We start from the raw sequence: 19665 nt of genomic DNA, 5'->3' as shown, positions 1-19665 counted from the left end.
CTACTCCCCGACCGCCTTCGAAGCTGACGGCTTCCTCCGATCGCGCGACGAAGAACCACAGTCAGCGCGCGGAACGGGCGAGGGATCGGGCCAGGTCGAGCAGGACCGACGCGCTGTGGTCCCAGGAGAAGCGGGCCGCGTTGGCGCGGCCGGTGTCGACGATCCGCTGCCGTACCGACGGGTCGTCGAGGGTCTCGATCTGCTTGGCCAGCGTGACCGGGTCGTCGGGCGGGAAGACCAGGGCCTCGGGTCCGGCCACCTCGGTGAAGATGTCGGTCTCGCTGCAGATCACCGGCACGCCGGCCCGTTGCGCCTCGACGATCGGCAGCCCGAACCCCTCCACCTTGGAGGCGGTGAGCAGGGCGTAGGCCCGGCCGAGCAGGTCCAGATACTCGGCCTCGGTGACGCCGCGATGGAAGATCACCGTCCGCCCCTCGGGGATCAGCGCGGCCAGCTCCGCCTCGCGGTCGGCCTTGATCGGGCTGACCAGGTGCAGCGTGAAGTCGTCCGGCAGGTACGCCAGCGCCTTGATCAACACGTCGGTGTTCTTGTACGGCATGAAGGAGCCCACGTACACAAGATCACGACCGACCGTGCCCGGCTCCGGGACGTCGAGCAGCGGCGACGGGGCGTTGCTGACCACGGTGATCGGGCGTCGGGTGAGCCGGTACTTCTCAATGTAGGAACGAGAGGTCTCGCTGACCGTGACCACGGCGTCGGCCCGGTCCAGCACCAGCCGCTGCGGCCAGTAGGCCTGGTGGAAGAGCCACCAGCCGAGCCGGATGTGCGGCGGCAGATTCGTCGGCGGCGTCGGGTCCCGATAGTAGATGATGTCCTGCAGGGTCAAGATCAACTTGTGGCGGCGGCCCAGCGAGCCCATCGTCTGCAGCGGGGTGAACACGACGTCCGGCCGGTGCGCGTTGAGCCGCAACGCGGTGAACGGTTCCAGCGCCGACGTGGGTCCGTGCAACATGATCGTTTCGGCGCCGTCCGGCAGCAGGGCACGCTGTCCCGGATCGCTGACCAGGAAGGTCACCGGCGCCTGCGCGGCCACGGCCCGGCCGAGCTCGGTGCTGTACCGACTGATCCCGTCGTGGAAGTCGGTCCGGATGTAGCGGGCGTCGAAGAAGAACCTCACGCGGCGACCCTAAGCTAAACAGCGTGGTGGACAAGCTGCGCGGCGCCGTCGGCGGGTACCTGCACCGGGTCGCCGCCGTCCGGGTCCCCCACGTCACCCTGGCCGAGGACGCGCGGCCGCTGGTCCCCCGCTGGCCGTTCCCGGTCTTCGCCGCGGTCCTGGTCCTGCTCAACCTTCCGGTGTACGGGTTCAGCCTCGGCTACGGGCCCGCCGCGATCCCGGCGTCCCTGTTGCTGGCCGCGCCGGTGGCCGTCGCCCGCTCCCGCCCGATGTTGGGCTGGGCGATCGGACTGATCCCGCTGATCGTGTTCCTGCCCGTGCACCGGCTGCTGTTCCCGGAGACGATGACGCCGTTCCCCTGGCTGGCCAACCAGCTCGCCGCCCACCTTCCGGTGATCTATCTGGTCGCGCTGTCGGCACCCCGGGTGATCTGCTACCCGGCGGTGCTGATCACCATGATCGCCGGCCTCTCCGCGATCCCGCAGGGCTTCGGCTACAGCGCCAGCGTGGTGATCCAGGGCGGCGTGATCTGGACCCTGGCGACCGTCCTGGCCGTGGTCCTCGGCCGGACCCGGCTGCAGCGCCGCGACGCGACGATCCAGCTCGCCGAGGAGCAGAGCCAGCTGCGGGTGCTCGAGGAGCGGACCCGGATCGCCCGCGAACTGCACGACGTGGTGGCGCACCACATGTCGGTGATCGCCGTCCAGGCGTCGACCGCCCGCTACCGGATCCCCACCGAACGATCGGCCGAGGTGGACCGGGAGTTCCAGTCGATCGGGGCGGCGGCGCGCACCTCGTTGCAGGAACTCCGCCAGGTGCTCGAGGTGTTGCGCGGCGCGACGCCTCCGACGCCCGCGCTCGCCGATCTGCCCAAGCTCGTCGAGTCGACCCGGGCCGCTGGCGTCCCGGTCCGGTTGATCATGGACCAGGCACCGGAGCCCCGGCCCGACCTGCAGTACGCCGCGTACCGGATCGTTCAGGAGGCGCTGAGCAACGTGGTCCGGCACGCCCCCGCCGCGGCGACGACGATCCGCGTCACCGATGATCATGGCGCGCTCGCCGTCGAGGTGATCAACGATCCGCCGGCCACGCCGGTCAGGTCGGGACCGGGTGGGCACGGGCTGACCGGGATGCGCGAGCGCGCGGCGTCGATCGGGGGTACGGTTCAGGCCGGACCCACCGACGCCGGTGGCTACCGGGTCGCGGCCCTGCTGCCGCTGTCCGTACCGAATCCGGAAGGGCGTTCATGATCACCGTACTGGTCGCCGACGATCAGGCGATGGTGCGCGCCGGCTTCGCCTCACTGCTCCGGGCCCAGCCGGACCTGACCGTGATCGGCGAGGCGTCCGACGGCGCCGCCGCGATCCGGGCGGTCCGCGAGCTCCGGCCGGACGTCGTGATCATGGACGTCCGGATGCCGGAGCTGGACGGGATCGAGGCGACCCGGCAACTGCTCGCCCCGGACGCGGCCTACCGGCCCAAGATCGTCGTGCTGACCACGTTCGACGTCGACGACTACGTCTATGCGGCCTTGCGGTACGGCGCCAGCGGGTTCCTACTCAAGGATTCGCCGCCCGAAGACCTGGTCGCCGCGATCCGGGTGGTGGCGGCCGGCGACGCCCTGCTCGCCCCCTCTGTGACCCGTCGATTGATCGAGGACGTGACCTCACGGCGCCCCGCCGACCGGGCCCTGACCGCTCGGCTGCGGACGCTGACCAACCGCGAACTCGAGGTGCTGACCTTGATCGCGAAGGCCCGTTCCAACGCGGAGATCGCCGCGGAGCTGAGCGTCGCGGAGGAGACGGTGAAGTCCCACGTCGGACGCCTGTTCGGCAAGCTCGGGCTGCGCGACCGGGCCCAGGCCGTCGTGTTCGCGTACGAGAGCGGGCTGGTGACGCCCGGGGCCCGATGAGCGACGGCGACTCGCGGGCGCGGCCGATCGTCTCGCTCCGGCCGTTCCTCGTCATCGCCGTGGCCCTGTTCCTGGCCACCACGGTGGCCTTCACCGGCCTCGTCTACCACGAGCCCTTCGCCTCAGCGGTTCTGCTGGCAGTCGCCGTCGGGGCCGGCCTGGCGGTGCCGGTGGTGGTCGCCTGGTTCCGGCCCGTGTTCGGCTGGGCGCTGTCACTGCCGTCGCTGCTGCTTCTGCTGCCGATCGACCGGTGGTTCAGCCAGGACATCGGGCTCGAGTCGTACGGCTGGTTGACCCTCCAGGCCGCGTCCCACGTTCCCGTGATCTACGTCCTCGCACTCTCGACCCGGCGCCGGATCTGCTACCCGGCGGTGGCGATCACCCTCGTCGCCGCGTCGGTCGGTCAGCTCAACTCCGAGTTCAGCCAGGGCGACGTGTTCCAGACCGCCGTGATCTTGGTGCTGATCATGATCCTGACGGTCCTGGTCGCCCGGTTCCAGCTGCACCGCCGCCACGCCAGGGACCGGATCGCCGAGGAGGAAGGACTGCGCCGGGTGCTGGAGGAACGGGCCCGGATCGCCCGTGAACTGCACGACGTGGTCGCCCACCACATGTCGATCATCGCCGTCCAGGCCTCCACCGCGCCGTACCGCCTCGATCCCGGCCGGCCCGACGTCGTCGACGAGTTCCAGAGCATCGGCGCCTCGGCCCGGGCCTCGCTGCAGGAGCTGCGCCAGCTGCTCGACGTCCTCCGCGGCACCGGCCCGGCGGCGATGCCGGGGCTGGCCGAGCTGCCGAAGCTGGCCGAGTCCGCCCGGGTCGCCGGCGTTCAGGTCGAGTTGATCATCGACGGCGAGGCCGGCCCGGGATCCGAGGCCGGTTCGACGGCGTACCGGATCGTCCAGGAGGCCCTGAGCAACGTGGTCCGGCACGCGCCCGGAGCGGCGACCGTCGCCCGGATCACCGCCGAGGCCGACGCCCTGGTGGTCGAGGTGATCAACGAACCGTCGCGGCAGCCGGTCCGACCGACCGCACCAGGTCACGGGCTCACCGGCATGCGCGAGCGGGTGACCGCAACCGGCGGCGCCCTACGGACCGGCCCGACCCCCAACGGCGGGTTCCGGGTCGAGGCCAGACTGCCCCTCCGCGCAGAGCAGTGAGGTCAGAGGGGCCCCTGGCCGGACCCGCACAAGATCATGACCTGGTTCGGCAGACTTTGATCAGAGCCATCGTGGGCCGCACAGCCGATCCCGCGCCGGCACTGTGACGAGCACTGGGCCGCCGTCAGGCGGCGGCGTGATCTTGGTCCACGGTCATACTGAAAAGGGCCTCGACACAGTTATGGAGGCTGAAGCCTTCGCCACCGCCGACGGTACGGATCGTGGTGGCGTCCGGATGATCATGACCATTCGGGCCGGACGGGCGGGTGGCGGAGAGATCTTGGACAAGCTGGTCGGCTGTCCTCACCCGCCAGCCCGTTTCGGCGACGGGCTGCCCGTCGGGGAGCAGGAACCGCCAGCCAGGATCGCCGGTCCGCGCACCCAGGTAGGGGGCGCCGTTGCGGCGGGTGATCGTGATGCCACCTTCGTGGACGACCGTGTGGTGTAATCCGCAGAGCAAGATCAAGTTCGCCAGATCGGTGGAGCCGCCGCGGGACCAGGGCACCCTGTGGTGGGCTTGCAGGCGCCGGCCCCGCCAGCAGCCGGGGAACTGGCACAGCTGATCGCGGATGAGCAGGGCCCTGCGCTGGCGTTTGGACACCAGTCGCCGGGTCCGGCCGAGGGCGAGGACGTCACCGTGCCGGTCCACGATCGCACCGAGAATCGACCGGTACAGATCATGCGCTGCGCGGTCTGCGGCTCGATCGGCCCTGCCCCACGGACCGTGCACACCTGAGCCCGCAAGCTCGACTCCCGGTTGACCGGGTGGGATGTCGTCGGCCGCTGGAACTCCGGCTTGTCGGCCCGGTCCGCTGTGCCTGGACGCGTTCCCGCGGGAACGTCCACCGGGTCGGCGATCGGGGAAGGGACCCCGGCCGCTTGCGACGTTCCCGCGGGAACGTCTCCGTTGCGCGAGCGCGGAGAGGAGGCGGTGGTGGTCGACCAACCGTCCGTCGCGGCACGCACGTCTACCGGGTCGGCGATCGGCGAAGGAATCCCGGCCGCTTGCGACGTTCCCGCGGGAACGTCTCCGTTGCGCGAGCGCGGAGAGGAGGTGGTGGTGGTCGACCAACCGTCCGTCGCGGCACGCACGTCTGCCGGGTCGGCGATGGGGGAAGGAATTCCGGCAGGTTGCGGCGTTCCCGCGGGAACGCCTCCGTCCCGCGAGACCGGAGAGTAGGTGGTGGTCGACCAACCATCCCTCGCGGCAGGAGCGTCCACCGAGTCGGCGATCGGCGAAGGGATCCCAGCCGGTTGCGACGTTCCCGCGGGAACGCCTCCGTCCCGCGAGACCGGAGAGTAGGTGGTGGTCGACCAACCGTCCCTCGCGGCAGGAGCGTCCACCGGGTCGGCGATCGGGGAAGGGATCCCAGCCGGTTGCGACGTTCCCGCGGGGACGCCTCCGTCCCGCAAGAGCGGAGAGGACGTGGTGGTCGACCAACCGTCCGTCGCGGCACGCACGTCTACCGGGTCGGCGATCGGCGCAGGAATCCCTGCCGGTTGCGGCGTTCCCGCGGGAACGCCTCCGTCCCGCGAGACCGGAGACGTAGAGGCCGACCAACCGTCCCTCCCCGCAGGAACGTCCACCGGGTCGGTGGCCGGAGAGGTGATCCCAGCCGGTCGCGACGCTCCCGCGGGGACGCCTCCGTCCCGCGAGACGGAGGAGGTGATCATCGGCCCATCACCCCTTCGGCCGCGTCGGTGGTCGGAGAGGTGATTCCGGCCGAACGGTGTCCCGCAGGATCGTCTCCTTCTCGCGTGACCGGGGCGGTGATCTTCGACCACCCATCCATCTCAGCGGAAGCTTCACCGGCTTCGACAGTCCGGGAGGCGGGAAGGCTCGCCGGTTGCCGCGTTCCCGCAGGAACGCCTCCGTCCCGCGCGATCGGAGCGGTGATCACCGGCCGACCACCCGTTCCCGCGGGGACCTCACCTGCATCGGCGGCCCCTGTGGTGAAGGCGCAAGGGTACGGCGTTCCCGCGGGAACGTCTCCGCCTCGCGCGGCCGGGGAGATCATCGTCGGCCAAACAGCCGTTCCCGCGGAGGCCCCGCTGGTATCGGCGGCCCGGGTGGTGAAGGCAGACAGGTCAGGCGTTCCCGCGGGAACGTCGTCCAGCTCGACCGTGGCGAACTGTCCCGGCGTGACCGGGTGCTCTCGGGCGGCCACACGAGCCGGAACGTCGGCGAGGGCCAGTTGTTCGGCCGCCACCTCGATGATCACCAGACTGCGGTCCTCGCCTGATTCATCCTCGGTGACCGCGGTCGCCAGGTAGTGCCGGCACACGTCCAGGAACGCATCGGCGTCGGTGTAGGGCGGGGTGGCGTCGTGCTCATCGGGATCGGCCTGCGCCGAGTCGTCGGCCGGTGGGGTGCTGTTGAGGTCTCTGGCCCGTTCCAGGGCCGCGGTCACGATCGCGACCTCGTCGGCAGGCAGGCGACCCGTGATACCCGTCAGCGGGTCGCCGTCCCGGGCCACCAACCGGAACAGCCGGCGACCCTCCGCCCGGACCCTGGTGCCGGCCGCTGCCCGATAGCTGGAGATCATCCGGGCCAACTGAGACGCCGTGGCATACCTCGCGAGTTCGCAGAGCTGGGCTTCGTCGACGACATCGACCACCCGGGTGACTTCTCGTACTTTCGAGTAGGACAGCTCACCGGCGCCGAACGCCGCGGTCACAGTTGGCATCCGTCGGAGCGCGCGGGCGACCCGAATGTGTTCGCGGGCGGTGGCCGGGGTCATCGAGCAGGTCCAGGCCAGCCAGTGGGCGACCGACTTGAAGCCCTGCGACCAACCCCAGCCCTGGCCGGCGTCGAACTCGCCGATCAAGATCAACAGTTCACAGCTGTCGCGGGCCTGCCGGGCCGCATGGGCACAGATCCGGCCCGCCAATTCCTCGGCTTCCTCTCGACCCAACGGAGCCACTTCGGCCGCCGGATCCACGACTGTCGCCACGCTCATCGCCATCCCCCCGATTCCTCTACCAGTAAGGGGAACGCTAGCCACACCCACTGACACTCTCGCCCGGTCGATCCCTGAGCTCCACAGGGTGAGTCGGCCGGCCACGAATGCGCTCCGCAGGGGGATGGGGTCCTCGGTTCGCCGGCTTTAGCTTCGGAGGACATGGCCACCGATCAGCTCCTGCGCACCCGCAAACCCAACAGCCCGGCTGCCCTGCTCCGCCGGGGTGCCGCCCTCGGGATCGCCGAGCCGGAACTCCTCGGCCTTGATCAACTCGTCGGGCCCGGCGACGTCTGCTTCGACGTCGGGGCCGGCTACGGCGTGTATACGTTCCCGTTGGCCGATCTGGTCGGTCCGGCCGGCCGGGTGTACGCGTTCGAGCCGCTGCCGGTGCCGTACCGGATCCTCAGTGTCCTGCACCGGCGGACCCGGTTGGGCCAGGTGATCATCCGCCGGGCGGCGCTGGGGCCGGTCGCCGGTGATCACGAACTTGTGCTGCCGTACCGGTTCGGGCTGCCGATCCACGGCTGGGCCCACCTGCGCACGGGCCAGGTCCGGCCGGGCCGGCGGATCTCCTTCTCCACAACGCGAATCCTGCCGACGCCGGTGCTCACGGTCGACGACGTCTGCCGGGAGCAGGAGATCGAGCGGGTGGCCTTTCTCAAGATCGATGTCGAGGGCTTCGAGCCTTCCGTGCTGTCCGGCGCCCGGGAGGTGCTGGCCCGGGACCGGCCGGCCCTGCTGCTGGAGATCGAGGACCGGCACCTGGACAAGTACGGCCGCACCGCGGCCGAGGTGGCCGGCTCCCTGCGCCGGCTCGGCTACACGATGCTGGCCTGGCGCGACCGCCGCTGGACGCCGGTGACCGAGGTGACGACGCAGGGCCGGAACTACTTGTTCAGTTGCGATCCGGCCGGCCTGCGGTGACCGCACCGACGCGGGTCGCGATCGTCTGCGACTACCAGCTCGGCTACCTCGGCGGCGCCCAGACCGCGCTGCTGGAACAGGCCCGGGTGCTGGCCGGAGCCGGTCACCCGGTGATCATGATCGCGCCCGAGGAGCCGGTCGCGCCAGCGCTGCCCGACGGAGTTCCAGTGCTGCGGATCCCGAGCCGTGGCACGCTGCCCGGGCTGCGGCTGCCGTTGATCATGAACACCCCAGCAGTACGAGCTCGGCTGCGCGGCTGGCTTCGTGATCACCGGATCGACGTGGTCCATCTGCACTCGGAGTTCGGGCTGGCGGCGGCCGCGATCGACGTCGCCGCCGAGCTCGGCGTGCCGGTCGTGCACACCGTGCACACCTTCTTCTGGCAGACCCGGTTCCCCGGCCAGCACGCCCTCGCCACCGCCGTGACGGCCTTCCACCGCAGGCTGACCGGCTGGCCAGCGGACCCGGCACCCCGGCTCGCCGACCGCGCCGGCGAGTCCGCGCTCCGGGCGATGACCTGGCGGATCGCCCGCCGGGCCACGGTGGTAATCTCCCCCTCCGCGCACCAGGCGGAGCGGCTGCGCGAGGCCGGGGTCGGCCGGGTGGAGGTGGTCCCGAACACGCTCGCGTCGGCCCCGGACCCGTCCGAGCCGCCGCAGCCGTACCGTCCGGTCAAGATCATCTGGCTCGGCCGGTGCACTCCGGAGAAGCGGATCCTGCCGTTCGTCCGGGCCGCCGTCGCCGCGATCCGGCGGACCGGCCCGGGCCGGCTGCGGTTCACGGTGGCAGGCTCCGGCCAGCAGCTCGCCGCGGCCCGGCGGATCGCCGCCGGGATCGATGAGATCACCTTCCTCGGCGCCCGGCCGCACCACGAGGTGGCCGGACTGCTCCATGATCATCATCTGCTCGCCCTGACCTCGTACGGCTTCGACAACCAGCCGATGTCGATCACCGAAACCGTCCTGGCCGGGCGCGGCGTCCTGTACTGCGACCCGCGGTTGACCGAAGGAACCGCCGACGGATCGGGGCTGCTGACCGACGGGCCGGACGAGTCCGCCCTGACCGACCGGCTGGTCCAGCTCGCCGACAGCCCGGACCAGGTGGCCGCCGCCTGTCACGCCGCCCGGTCGAACCGGGTGATCTTCGAACCGCCTGCGTTCCTGACCAAGATCAACGAGATCTACCGGTCGGTGCACCCGGGAAACACCCGGCTCCTCCCCGATGCGTCCGGCGAACGGCGGCCGCAGGCTTGACCGCATGACGCCCGCGTACCCCACTCGACTGTCCGCGGCCCTGGCCGGCGGCACCGCCCTGATCGTCATGATCACGGCCGGCCTACTGCTGCGCGGGTCCGCCATGCCGCCGCTGGACCTCCGGCTGACCGACCTCCTCTACGCCCCACCGGGCACCTTGACTGCGCAACTCGCCCAACTGGGCAGCGCTGTCCCGCTGCTGGTGATCTTGATCGGACTCGTGATCGTCTGCGTCCGGGCCGCCCGCACTGACCGCCCGCAGTTCCTGCGAGCCGCGCCGCGCTTCCTCGCCGTGCTGGCCGCCTGCCCGGTCCTGCTGTTGCTGCAGGAGATCATCGCGCGGCCCGGACCGGTGCATCAGCCGAACTCCACCTACCCGAGCGGCCACGCGATCGTCTTCGGCGGGCTGGTGGCGATCACCGCCATGATCGTGGCCCACCGCCCCAGCCCCCTGGGCCGGACCGTGCTCCTGATCGATGCCGTCGCGGTGATCATCGTCTGCGGAAGCCGCATGGTGCTCGCCGAGCACTATCTCAGCGACCTGATCGGCGGCCTGCTCGGCGTGACCGGGATCGCGCTCCTGCTCGGCGGCACACTCGGCCTGATTCCTCCGCAACGAAGGCCGGCCGCGGCCTGAACCCGGGTGTTGACAACGCTCCCTCGGCCCGTCTACCTTGCCGCCTAAACCGGTTCAAATGAGGCGCAAGGGAGCGAGATCATGACGAAGTCGTCGTACATCAGCCGCCGGCAACTGCTGCGCACCGGCGTCGCGGCCGGAGCCGTCACGACGGTCGGGCTGGCCGGCTGCAGCAACGAGGGGCGCGGCGGCGCCGAGGGCTCGCAGGCCGAGAACGACGCCGTCAAGCTGCCGAATCACCTCCCGTACCAGGGCGTCAAACCCGACCTGGTCGGCGCGGACGGCGTCAGCGACGCATTCCTCGCCTACCCGGCGGACCCGGTGCGGGCCACCGACGGTCCGGCCGGAGACGGCAAGCCGGTCGCCGCGCTCACCATGTCCGGCTCACCGCCGCCGCCGGCCCTGGGCCGGAACGCCTTCTGGCAGGGCCTGAACGAGCGGCTCGGCTTTCCACTGTCGGTGCAGCTGGTCCCGCGCGCGGACTTCACCGACCGGTTCCAGACCGCGGTGGCCGGTGATCAACTTCCCGACCTGTTCAGCTTCACGATGGACCTGCCGTCGCTGCCGGCGATGCTGGCCAAGATGGCGGTCGACCTGACCCCGCTGCTGTCCGGCGACGCTGTCGCGAAGTACCCGTTCCTCGCCAACGTCCCCACCGACAGCTGGCGGCAGACCGTCTACGGCGGCAAGATCTTCGGCGTCCCGATTCCGCGCGGCGCCGCCCTCAGCAGCATCCTGTACGGCCGCAAGGATCTGCTCATCGAGCGCGGGCTCGACGCCGCACCCGATTCGTGGGAGTCCTTCCACGCCCTCTGCAGCGAGGCCACCGGCGGCAAGGTCAACACCTGGGCCCTGGCGGCGGTCCCGCTGGCAGCGATCCGGCAGATGTTCGGCATTCCCAACACCTGGGCCGAGGACGGCGGCCGACTGACCAGCGCGTACGAAGCCGAACGGCAACAGGACGCGCTCGAGGCCGGCCGGAAGCTGGTCGCGGACGGGCTGGTCCACCCGGACGCCTTCGCCGTCGACCAGAACCAGCGCAAGACCTGGATCGCGAACGGGACCACCACGTTCGTCGAGGACACCTTCAGCGCCTGGCACGGGTTCGCCCAGCTGGCCGAGCCGAAGCGGATCGAGGTCACCGCGTACCCGCCGCCGCTGGCCGAGGGCGGCGGCGCCGCGAAGATCTGGCTGGGTTCGCCGAGCCACAACGTGACCGCGATCAGCATCAAGTCCGAGGCCCGGGCCGAGGCGCTGCTCGGCGTCCTGAACTACCTGGCGGCGCCGTTCGGCACGGCGGAACACCTTTACAAGACGTTCGGTGCGCCGGGGGTCCACCACGAGCTCCAGGGCACCGACCCGGTGCTGACCGAGAAGGGCAAGATCGAGACGCCGCTCAGCCTCGGCTACCTCGCCGAGGGACCGTGGCCGCTCTACGCGCCGGGCAAGGCGGACGCGGTGCAGCTCGAGTACGACGTCATGAAGTCGATGGTGCCGGACGGCGTACGCAATCCGGCCCACGGACTGTTCAGCCAGACCCAGAGCCGGAAGGGTGCCCAGCTCAGCGGCGTCCTGGAGGACCTCGAGTCCGACATCCTGCAGGGCCGCAAGCCGGTGGCGGAGTGGGCCGGCGCCGTCGCCACCTGGAAGAAGAACGGCGGCGACACCATCCGGGACGAGCTGCAGCAGGCCCTGGACGTACGCAACGGTGGCTGAGTGCGCATGCCGAACGTGACGATCCAGGACGTGGCCCGGCGGGCCGGGGTGTCGAAGGGCCTGGTCTCGCTGGCCCTGAACAACCGGCCCGGGGTCGCCGCGGCCACCCGGCAGCGGGTCCTCGACACCGCGGCGGAGCTGGGCTGGATCCCGAACCAGTACGCCCGCGGCCTGTCCCTGCGGACCACCTTCACCCTCGGCCTGGTGGTCCGCCGTGACCCGTCGGTGCTGATGGCGAACCCGTTCTTCGCCTCGTTCATCACCGGCGTCGAGTCGGTGCTGAGCACCCGCGGCTGGTCCCTGCTGCTCAGCGTCGTCCCGGATGAGGACGCGGAACGCGACGCCTACCGCAACCTGGCCGGCAACCGGGCCGACGGCTTCTTCCTGACCGACCTGCGGATCGACGACCCGCGGCCGGGGCTGCTGGCCGAGCTCGGGGCCGAGGCCGTGCTGGTCGGACCGCCGCAGCCCGGTACGGACCTGCCGGCGGTCAATCTCGACGACCGGCCCGGGGTGACCGCCTCGGTCGACCACCTGGTGCAGCTGGGCCATCGGCGGATCGCCCATGTCACGGGGGACGTCCGGCTGGTGCACGGTGCCGGCCGGCTGGACGCCTTCCGGCGGGCGATGGAACGGGCCGGGCTGGCGCCGGACCTGGTCCGGCCGGGCGACTTCTCCGCCGCGTCGGGGGCCGCGGCCACGGCGGCGCTGCTGTCCGGTCCGGACCGGCCGACCGCGATCGTCTACGGCTCCGACTCGATGGCTGTGGCCGGCCTCAAGGTCCTGCAGTCCGAGGGGGTACGGGTGCCGGAGGACGTGTCGATCGTCGGCTTCGAGGGGATCGAGCTCGGCGAATACCTCAATCCCCCACTGACCACCGTCCGCACCGAACCGGTCCGCTGGGGCGTCGAGGCGGCCACGCTGCTCTGCGCCCGGCTGGCCGGCGAGCCGAACCCGGACCAGCCGGACCTGCCGCCCGCCGAGCTGCTGGTACGGGACTCGACGGCGGCACCACCCAGCACAGGAGACCCCGTATGACCTTCGAGTACCGACTGGAACGCCTCGGCGTGATCATGAACCCGCTACCGGGCGACCCGAACGAGGTCGAGGGGGTGCTCAACCCCGGCAGCGGGCGCGGGCCGGACGGCGAGCTCTACCTGCTGCCGCGGCTGGTCGCCACGGGCAACGTGTCCCGGGTCGGGCTGGCCCGGGTGATCATCGAGGACGGCGTGCCGACCGGGGTCGAGCGACAGGGCGTGGTGCTGGCGCCGGACCGGTCCTGGGAGCGCGGCGTCGGCAACGCCGGCACCGAGGACCCGCGGATCACCTGGATCGAGGAGCTCGGCCGGCACGTGATGACCTACGTCGCGTACGGGCCGCTGGGGCCGCGGACCGCCGTGGCGTCCTCTGTTGATCTTCGTACCTGGACCCGGCACGGACCGGTCCACTACGCGTACGACGACGCGGTCGACCTCGACCTCAATCTCTTTCCGAACAAGGACACCGTCTTCTTCCCGGAGCCGATCATCGCGCCGGACGGCACCGAGAGCCTGGCCGTGCTGCACCGCCCGATGTGGGAGCTGGAGGACATCCGGCCCGGACAGGGCAGCCGGCCGCCGGCCTGGCTGGACGATCCGCGGCAGGCGATCTGGATCTCGTTCCTGCCGATCGCCGAGGCTCGTCGTGATCTTGGTGCGCTGACCCGGTGGAGTGGACACCGGTATGTCGCCGGTCCGGAGTTCGCCTTCGAGGAGCTCAAGATCGGCGGCGGGCCACCGCCGCGCCGGGTGCCGGAGGGCTGGCTGGTCCTGCACCACGGCGTCACCGGAAAGATCGGCAACGCCTTCGAGCCGCAGCAGCGGGTCAACTACGCCGCCGGCGCGATGATCTTGGACGCCGCCGAGCCGTGGCGGGTGCTGCGCCGGACCGCCGAGCCGCTGCTGGCCGCCGAGACCGAGGCCGAGCGGACGGGCACCGTACCCAACGTCGTCTTCCCCACCGCGATCGAGGACATCGACGGCGTACCGCACGTCTTCTACGGCATGGCCGACTCCCGGATCGGCGTGGCCCGCCTCGTCCGGGACACCACCGAACCGCCCTCCACCGACCGCTGACCGTCCCCGTCTGGAGTTCACCGCGATGTCCCTGTTCCTGCGCGCCCTCGACCTCTCGTTGGCGGGCCGCGACACCGATCCCGCCTACGCCGACGCCTGGCGGACGGCCCGCGCCGCGGCCGATGCCTCGCTGGCGTCCACGCTGACCGGCCGCGGCATCACCGACCGGCTGTCCGGCTGGGGCCACAACTACTACTGCCCCGATCACGGCGGCGCCCTGGAGTTCAACGAGACCCTGCCGGACCGCCACCGGTGCGCGGAATTCGATCATGAGGTGACCGGCGAGCAGTTCGACTCCGGCTGGGCCTACGTCCGGAACAACCGGCTCCTTGATCATCTCGCCGCGTCGTCGCTGGCCACCGCCATCACCGGCTCGGTCCGGGACGCCGAGCGCGCCGTGGAGATCCTGACCGGGCTGGCCGAGGTCTATCCCGAGCTGCCCCGGCACGGCACCAAGGTCGGCCAGGGCCGGTTGCTGGCGCAGAGCCTGGAGGAGGCCGTCGCCGCCACCGGCCTGGCCCGCAGCTATGCCCTCATCGAGCACCGACTGTCCGGTGATCAACGGAAGTTGATCATGGAGCAGCTGTTCCGGCCGATGGCCGATGTGATCGCCGACCAGCTGATGAACCGTACCCACAACATCGAGGTGTGGCACCTGGCCGGGCTGGCCTCCCTCGCCGTGGTCCTCGATGATCACCCGCTGGCGTACGCGACGCTGGACCGGCGGCACGGGATCCGGGACCAGCTCGCCGACGGGGTGCTGCCGGACGGCTGGTGGTACGAGGGCGCGCCGGGCTACCACTTCTACATGCTGACCGCGGTGCTCGCGGCCGTGGAGAGCTACCGGGCGCTCGGCATCGAGACCGACGCCACGGACACCCTGGAGCGGATGCTGCTGACGCCGATCGAGACGGCCCGCAACGACCTGACCGTGCCGGCGTTCAACGACGGCAACCCCCAACTGACCGTCGCGCCGGGCCTCGCGCTGCGCAGTGATCTCTACGTCCGCGGCGCCCGCGTCTGCCGGTCCGCGCAGCTGGACCGGTTCCTCGATTCCCCACTGAGCCAGGGATTCGACCGGACCAGCAGCAGCTATCTGATCTTCGGCCGCGGTGGTTCACCGGCGCCGGGACCGGTCGACGGCTGGCCGGTGGACCGGCGGGACGTGCTCCCCGACAGCGGGTACGCGATCCTGCGCCGGCCCTCCGCCCAGGACGGCGGCGAGCCCGACACCTGCGTGTTCCTCAAGTACGGTCCGCACGGCGGCGGCCACGGCCAGCCGGACAAGCTCGAGATCGACCTCATGATCAACGGGGCCCGGGTGATCGCCGATCCGGGCTGCGTCGCGTACACCAATCCCTTGCACCGGCCCTGGTATGTCCAGACCTGGTCCCACTCGACGATCATGGTCGACCGGATCAGCCAGCCGCCGATCAAGGGCACCCTGCTGGGCCACCGCCCGGTGACGCCCGACGCGTTCGGCTGCATCGACGCCCGGGTCGCGTTCGGCGAGGAGCCGGACCCCGAGGGTATCCAGGTGCTCTGGCACCAGGACGACCCGGCGCCGGTCGCGGCCTATGCGGGCGTCACCCTGCGGCGGTTGTTGATCATGACCCCGCCAGCACTCGGCGACTACCTGCTGGACCTGGTCCTGGTGGAGGCCAAGCACCGGCACAGCATCGACCTGATCACTCACGTCCGCGGCACCCGGGACTCCGCCGAGCCGGGCCGGCCCGCGACGGACCGGATGTTGCTGCCCCGCTTCGAGCAGGTCCGGCGCGCCGCCGACCCGACCGGCCGGACCGACTACCTGCTCACCGACAACGGCCGGCCGCTCACCCGCTGGCACGCCGGCGCCGACGAGCTGCTGACCGCCGTCACCCCCGACAACCCGCCGCACCAGACCTGCGCCAGCACCGTCGAACGGGTGGTCGGCGACCGTGCGCTGTTCGCCTCGGCCCTGTCCCTCGGTCCGGCCGGGCTCACCGGCCTGCGGCTGATCGACGGCGGCGTCGAGGTCCTCCTCGACGGCACGTCCCACCACTGGCGACTCGACCCCACGTTGCGGGCCGATCCGGCCGCGGCCCCGTGGACCACCGACCCGCCGCTCCGTCTCGACGGCCGACCGGTCGGCTGACTGGTCAGCCGAGTCCCCGCAGGCCCGCCTCGAGGAAGGCGTCCCGCCGGAGCGCCGCCAGTTCCGGGGTCACCTCCGGCCTGCCGTAGCTCTCGGCGACGTCCATCCCTCTGATCATGTCCGCGGTCGTGTTCAGCGCCACCCGGACATCCCAGTAGGCGACGGTCGCCGGATCCGGCCGCGTTCCGGTCGCCTGCTCCCAGCCGGCCAGGACGGGCCCGGCCGCCTCGGCGCCGAAGAACAGCACGGCATCGTGCCTGACGCAGCCGAGGTCGATGCCGGGATGACCGACTCCGGCGGAGTCCCAGTCGATCAGGGCGGTCAGCCGGTCACCGTCCCACATCGTGTTGCCCTGCCACAGATCGCCGTGGACCAGGACCGGCTCGCCGGCCGGAACGGGAAGCCGGTCCAGCAGCTCCGCGGCGTCCTCCAGGAGCCGGGACCGACCGCCTTCGGGGTCCGGGATGGTCCGGCGCGCCCGCTCCGGATCCCAGCCGGTGGCGGCGCACAGGTCGTCCACCATCGCCTGCCGTTCCGGCTCCGTGGCGGCCTCCCACCGGACCGCCCGCCGACGACCGGCGGCGCCTCCGCCGATGTCGATCGGCCCGGTCACCGCGGGCAGGTCCGGAGTGGGTTCGGTACGAATCCGCGCCATCATCGCGGCGCCGCGGCCGAGCGCCTCGAGTCGCTCCACCGTTGCCGTACCGGGAATGCGGCTCGTCCCGGGCACCGCCGTCATCAGCAGCGCCGGGTGCCCGGCGACCGACCCGTCGAGGTCGACCGCGATCAGCCGCGGCGCCGGCACCCGGTGTTCCTCGGCCATGATCATCGCGGCCGACTCGTGGGCGAACCCGTCGTGCCGGCCCACCCGGCCGGGCGCCTGCCGGAGCACCGCCTGTCCCCCGCTGTCGAGCTCGAGCAGCTGCGGCGCACCCGGTCGCCAGGTGTACAGCGGCCGACTGTCGCTCACGCCGGCGCCCGTCTCGGACCTGATCCAGGCGGTGATCTCGGGGGTGAGTCCCATCCGTCGACGGTAGCAGCAGGACCTTGCTACGGCATCAGTCCGATGACGAGCGACATGCCCAGGAACAACACGAGCTGGTACGCGTTGTTGATCATGGTGAGCCGAACCGGTTTCTGCTCGAAGCCGTTGTGCTGCGCCAGGGTGGACGCCGAGAAGCCCAGCCAGGCCACGGCCCCGACGGCCAGCTCGATCCAGGGCGAGCCGCCGCCGAAGAAGCCGACCGCGACCGCGCAGGCGAGGGCGAGAGCCACCGCCGTCACGATGATCGATCCGACCAAGATCACGAACGGACGCTTGCCGGCTCGCACCGAGTCGGCCTTCGTCACACCGGTGAGCTGGCGCCACCTGGGGCCGAGGAGCCCCCAGTCGCTGTACCAGACCCAGGCGATCACCATCCCGACCATGATCGCGGCGACCACGGCCAACCAGCTGATGCTCAACTCCACCACGATCTCCTTCACCGGAACGCAAGGAGCTTGATAGAATCAACCGTGATGGAAAAAGTCAACCAGGCGGTGAAGGCCTCCCGCAGCTACGGACAGTTCTGCGCACTGGCGCGCTCGCTGGATGTCGTCGGTGACCGCTGGACCCTCCTGATCGTGCGTGAACTGCTTCCCGGCCCGCTGCGCTACACCGAGCTGAAGACCTCGCTCGAGGGCATCGCGACGAACCTGCTGGCGACCCGGCTGCGGACCCTGGAGGAACACGGGATCGTCGAGCGCCGGCTGGAGGACGCCGGCGTCGCCTATGGACTGACGCCCTGGGGCGAGGGCCTTCGGGAACCGATGGAGGCGCTCGGCCGGTGGGGCGCACCACTGCTGGCATCGGGCCGGGGCGACGATGCGTTCCAGCCACGCTGGCTGACCCTCGCCCTGCCCGCGCTGCTGCGGGGCGTGACCGCGAGCCCGCCGGTGGAACTCGGCATCGACACCGACGGCTTCCGCATGGTGCTGCGCCTGGACGAGGACGGCCCCCGGGCCTTCGTCCGCCCCGAGGACGAGCCGGAGGCGCTGCTCACCGCCACACCGGACGTCATCGTCGCGCTCGCTGCGGGCGGGCTCACCGTCAAGCAGGCCCTCGCGACGGCCGAGTTCACGGGCGATCGGCGCATCCTCCGGACCGTCTTCGCTGCTGGGCGGGCCACCGCCGCTCCGGTACGGAACTGACCGCCGCCCGCCCGGTCAGCGGTGTCCGATTCGGATCGGTCTGTTCGTAGAACTCCCGACAGCACCGACAAACCCAGGAGGAACCAGCCATGACCGATCAACCCGACCCGGCACACGTGATCGAGCCGCAGAGCGCAACCCGGCCGCCGATCGTCGACCGAGCGGCGTTCCAGGCCGAGGTGGACCAGGTCCTGGTACGGGAGAAGACCCACACCCGGGAAGGCGATGCGATCGCCGCGGCGCGACGCCGGCTGCCGATGGTCGAGGTCGATCCGCGTACCCCGCTCGCCGGTCCGAACGGGGAGGTGCCGTTGATCGACATCTTCGAGGGCAGGTCCCTGTTGATCGCGTACTTCCACATGTGGCACCCGGGCCGGCCCGCCGGGGAGCAGTGCGAGGGCTGTACGTTCTCCACGGCACAGGTCACCGAACTCGGCTACCTGCACTCGCGGGACGTGAGCTACGCGGTCCTCGCCGAGGGTCCGTACGGGGAGGCCGCGCGGTACCGGGAGTTCATGGACTACCCCGTCCCCTGGTACGCGGTGCCGCCGACCTCGGCCGACCGCCTGATCGCCGACCGCCACTTCGGCATCCTGGTCTGCTACCTGCGCGACGGCGATCGGGTCTTCGAGACGTACTGGACCACCAGCCGCGGCAACGAGATCATGGCGCCGTCGTACGGCCTGCTCGACCGGACCGTGTACGGCCGGCAGGAGACCTGGGAGGACTCGCCGGAGGGGTGGCCGCAGCGGTGGGGCAAGCTCGGCGGGCAGTTCCGACTGGATGGCCGCCCGACCTCGCAGTGGTCCCGACTCCGGGCCGGCCGCGACGACGACCTCGGCCCCTTGGCCGAGGGCTGGACCGCCTGCGACTGCGGCGGCCACGGCGAGAGCTCCGCGCACTCCTGCCATTGATCAACTTCGGCCGGCCCCGAGCCGCGATCCAACGATCGCGGCCCGGGGCTTAGGCTGAACCCGTGCCGACGCCCGACTACATCGCCCGCCTGCGCACCAAGATCGGCAACGAGCTGTTGCTGCTGCCCGGGGTCTCGGGGGTGATCATCGACGGCGAGCCCGGTGCCGAACGGGTCCTGCTGGGCCGGCGTGCCGACAGCGGCCGCTGGGCCTCGGTCGGCGGGATCGTCGAACCCGGCGAGCATCCGGCGACTTGCATCCTGCGCGAGATCACCGAGGAGATCTCGATCGTGGCCCGGATCGACCGCGTGGTCTTGATCACCACCGGCGCCCCGGTCACGTACCCGAACGGTGATCAGTGCGAGTTCGTCACCACGGTGTTCCGCTGCAGCCCGGTCTCCGGCGAGCCCGCCGTCGGCGACGAGGAGTCGACCGACGTCGCCTGGTTCCCGATCACGGACCTGCCGGACATCACCGATCATGAACGCCGCCGGATCCAGCTCGCCCTACCCCTGGAAGCCCCGACGATCTTCGACCTCTGACCGAGATCGACCTCCGAAACGTCCTGGACCATCGATTGACGGCCTGGGCCAGAGCCCGCGGCGCG

At 71.2% G+C, this 19665-nt stretch carries 18 protein-coding genes; 13 read left to right on the top strand and 5 right to left on the bottom strand.

Annotation, left to right across the window (positions count from 1 at the left end; all coding sequences use genetic code 11):
- Positions 1-61: 61 nt before the first annotated feature.
- On the bottom strand, positions 62-1138 hold the full coding sequence (locus tag ACFQU4_RS30675) for a glycosyltransferase family 4 protein (protein WP_377499486.1): 1077 nt from the start codon (positions 1136-1138) through the stop codon (positions 62-64).
- Positions 1139-1161: 23 nt separating this feature from the next.
- Here ACFQU4_RS30675 and ACFQU4_RS30670 point away from each other — a divergent pair, with 23 nt between their 5' ends.
- The 3 genes from ACFQU4_RS30670 to ACFQU4_RS30660 are packed head-to-tail and all read left to right on the top strand — an operon-like array spanning position 1162 to position 4210.
- The gene (locus ACFQU4_RS30670; RefSeq protein WP_377499484.1) at positions 1162-2388 is read left to right on the top strand and encodes a sensor histidine kinase; all 1227 of its coding nucleotides are present in this window, start codon (positions 1162-1164) and stop codon (positions 2386-2388) included.
- Positions 2385-3050, top strand: coding sequence for a response regulator (locus ACFQU4_RS30665; protein WP_377499482.1), 666 nt, complete (start codon positions 2385-2387; stop codon positions 3048-3050). The genes ACFQU4_RS30670 and ACFQU4_RS30665 overlap by 4 nt, the downstream gene beginning before the upstream one ends.
- A complete protein-coding gene (locus tag ACFQU4_RS30660; protein WP_377499480.1) occupies positions 3047-4210 on the top strand; it encodes a sensor histidine kinase in 1164 nt (387 codons plus the stop codon). Before ACFQU4_RS30665 ends, ACFQU4_RS30660 begins: the two co-directional genes overlap by 4 nt.
- A gap of 124 nt (positions 4211-4334) precedes the next feature.
- Here the strand turns inward: ACFQU4_RS30660 and ACFQU4_RS30655 are convergent, their stop codons facing one another.
- Entirely contained in the window at positions 4335-4859 is a 525-nt protein-coding gene (locus ACFQU4_RS30655) for an HNH endonuclease signature motif containing protein (protein WP_377499478.1), read from the bottom strand.
- A 1021-nt stretch (positions 4860-5880) separates the two neighbouring features.
- On the bottom strand, positions 5881-7170 hold the full coding sequence (locus ACFQU4_RS30650; RefSeq protein WP_377499475.1) for a DUF222 domain-containing protein: 1290 nt from the start codon (positions 7168-7170) through the stop codon (positions 5881-5883).
- A 162-nt stretch (positions 7171-7332) separates the two neighbouring features.
- Between ACFQU4_RS30650 and ACFQU4_RS30645 the strand changes: the two genes are divergently transcribed.
- From ACFQU4_RS30645 to ACFQU4_RS30615, 7 genes are all read left to right on the top strand, one after another.
- On the top strand, positions 7333-8097 hold the full coding sequence (locus ACFQU4_RS30645) for an FkbM family methyltransferase (RefSeq protein WP_377499473.1): 765 nt from the start codon (positions 7333-7335) through the stop codon (positions 8095-8097).
- Positions 8094-9350 (top strand): glycosyltransferase family 4 protein, encoded by a 1257-nt coding sequence (locus tag ACFQU4_RS30640; protein ID WP_377499471.1) that lies wholly within the window; start codon positions 8094-8096, stop codon positions 9348-9350. Before ACFQU4_RS30645 ends, ACFQU4_RS30640 begins: the two co-directional genes overlap by 4 nt.
- Before the next feature lie 4 nt (positions 9351-9354).
- A complete protein-coding gene (locus ACFQU4_RS30635; RefSeq protein ID WP_377499469.1) occupies positions 9355-9987 on the top strand; it encodes a phosphatase PAP2 family protein in 633 nt (210 codons plus the stop codon).
- A gap of 81 nt (positions 9988-10068) precedes the next feature.
- Positions 10069-11703 carry an extracellular solute-binding protein gene (locus tag ACFQU4_RS30630; protein ID WP_377499467.1) on the top strand — a complete coding sequence of 545 codons (1635 nt, stop codon included), beginning with the start codon at positions 10069-10071 and terminating at the stop codon, positions 11701-11703.
- Between the two features lie 6 nt (positions 11704-11709).
- Positions 11710-12741, top strand: coding sequence for a LacI family DNA-binding transcriptional regulator (locus ACFQU4_RS30625; RefSeq protein ID WP_377499698.1), 1032 nt, complete (start codon positions 11710-11712; stop codon positions 12739-12741).
- Positions 12738-13817: a glycosidase gene (locus ACFQU4_RS30620; RefSeq protein WP_377499465.1), complete on the top strand. Its 1080-nt coding sequence runs from the start codon at positions 12738-12740 to the stop codon at positions 13815-13817. The genes ACFQU4_RS30625 and ACFQU4_RS30620 overlap by 4 nt, the downstream gene beginning before the upstream one ends.
- 25 nt (positions 13818-13842) lie before the next feature.
- On the top strand, positions 13843-15954 hold the full coding sequence (locus tag ACFQU4_RS30615) for a heparinase II/III family protein (RefSeq protein ID WP_377499463.1): 2112 nt from the start codon (positions 13843-13845) through the stop codon (positions 15952-15954).
- A 4-nt stretch (positions 15955-15958) separates the two neighbouring features.
- Here the strand turns inward: ACFQU4_RS30615 and ACFQU4_RS30610 are convergent, their stop codons facing one another.
- Together ACFQU4_RS30610 and ACFQU4_RS30605 are read right to left on the bottom strand one after the other, a co-directional pair.
- Positions 15959-16978, bottom strand: a complete 1020-nt coding sequence (locus tag ACFQU4_RS30610; RefSeq protein WP_377499461.1) for a phosphotransferase family protein — start codon at positions 16976-16978, stop codon at positions 15959-15961.
- Positions 16979-17004: 26 nt separating this feature from the next.
- A complete protein-coding gene (locus ACFQU4_RS30605; protein WP_377499459.1) occupies positions 17005-17424 on the bottom strand; it encodes a DUF1761 domain-containing protein in 420 nt (139 codons plus the stop codon).
- Between the two features lie 48 nt (positions 17425-17472).
- Here ACFQU4_RS30605 and ACFQU4_RS30600 point away from each other — a divergent pair, with 48 nt between their 5' ends.
- The 3 genes from ACFQU4_RS30600 (at position 17473) to ACFQU4_RS30590 (ending at position 19600) form a co-directional block, all read left to right on the top strand.
- A complete protein-coding gene (locus tag ACFQU4_RS30600) occupies positions 17473-18144 on the top strand; it encodes a winged helix-turn-helix transcriptional regulator (protein WP_377499457.1) in 672 nt (223 codons plus the stop codon).
- Between the two features lie 89 nt (positions 18145-18233).
- Positions 18234-19058: a DUF899 family protein gene (locus ACFQU4_RS30595; protein ID WP_377499455.1), complete on the top strand. Its 825-nt coding sequence runs from the start codon at positions 18234-18236 to the stop codon at positions 19056-19058.
- Positions 19059-19120: 62 nt separating this feature from the next.
- The gene (locus tag ACFQU4_RS30590) at positions 19121-19600 is read left to right on the top strand and encodes an NUDIX domain-containing protein (RefSeq protein WP_377499453.1); all 480 of its coding nucleotides are present in this window, start codon (positions 19121-19123) and stop codon (positions 19598-19600) included.
- The last annotated feature ends 65 nt before the right edge of the window (positions 19601-19665 follow it).

The sequence above is a fragment of the Microlunatus sp. GCM10028923 genome, from assembly GCF_042666975.1.
Classification (GTDB): domain Bacteria; phylum Actinomycetota; class Actinomycetes; order Propionibacteriales; family Propionibacteriaceae; genus Microlunatus.
This window is presented reverse-complemented; position numbering and strand designations above follow the sequence as displayed.

Excerpts from the sequence above, each read along its gene's own strand:
- ACFQU4_RS30665 (WP_377499482.1), top strand. The coding sequence starts at position 2,385 with ATGATCACCGTACTGGTCGCCGACGATCAGGCGATGGTGCGCGCCGGC.
- ACFQU4_RS30660 (WP_377499480.1), top strand. The coding sequence starts at position 3,047 with ATGAGCGACGGCGACTCGCGGGCGCGGCCGATCGTCTCGCTCCGGCCG.
- ACFQU4_RS30650 (WP_377499475.1), bottom strand. The coding sequence starts at position 7,170 with ATGAGCGTGGCGACAGTCGTGGATCCGGCGGCCGAAGTGGCTCCGTTG.
- ACFQU4_RS30645 (WP_377499473.1), top strand. The coding sequence starts at position 7,333 with ATGGCCACCGATCAGCTCCTGCGCACCCGCAAACCCAACAGCCCGGCT.
- ACFQU4_RS30635 (WP_377499469.1), top strand. The coding sequence starts at position 9,355 with ATGACGCCCGCGTACCCCACTCGACTGTCCGCGGCCCTGGCCGGCGGC.
- ACFQU4_RS30630 (WP_377499467.1), top strand. The coding sequence starts at position 10,069 with ATGACGAAGTCGTCGTACATCAGCCGCCGGCAACTGCTGCGCACCGGC.
- ACFQU4_RS30625 (WP_377499698.1), top strand. The coding sequence starts at position 11,710 with ATGCCGAACGTGACGATCCAGGACGTGGCCCGGCGGGCCGGGGTGTCG.
- ACFQU4_RS30620 (WP_377499465.1), top strand. The coding sequence starts at position 12,738 with ATGACCTTCGAGTACCGACTGGAACGCCTCGGCGTGATCATGAACCCG.
- ACFQU4_RS30615 (WP_377499463.1), top strand. The coding sequence starts at position 13,843 with ATGTCCCTGTTCCTGCGCGCCCTCGACCTCTCGTTGGCGGGCCGCGAC.
- ACFQU4_RS30610 (WP_377499461.1), bottom strand. The coding sequence starts at position 16,978 with ATGGGACTCACCCCCGAGATCACCGCCTGGATCAGGTCCGAGACGGGC.
- ACFQU4_RS30600 (WP_377499457.1), top strand. The coding sequence starts at position 17,473 with ATGGAAAAAGTCAACCAGGCGGTGAAGGCCTCCCGCAGCTACGGACAG.
- ACFQU4_RS30595 (WP_377499455.1), top strand. The coding sequence starts at position 18,234 with ATGACCGATCAACCCGACCCGGCACACGTGATCGAGCCGCAGAGCGCA.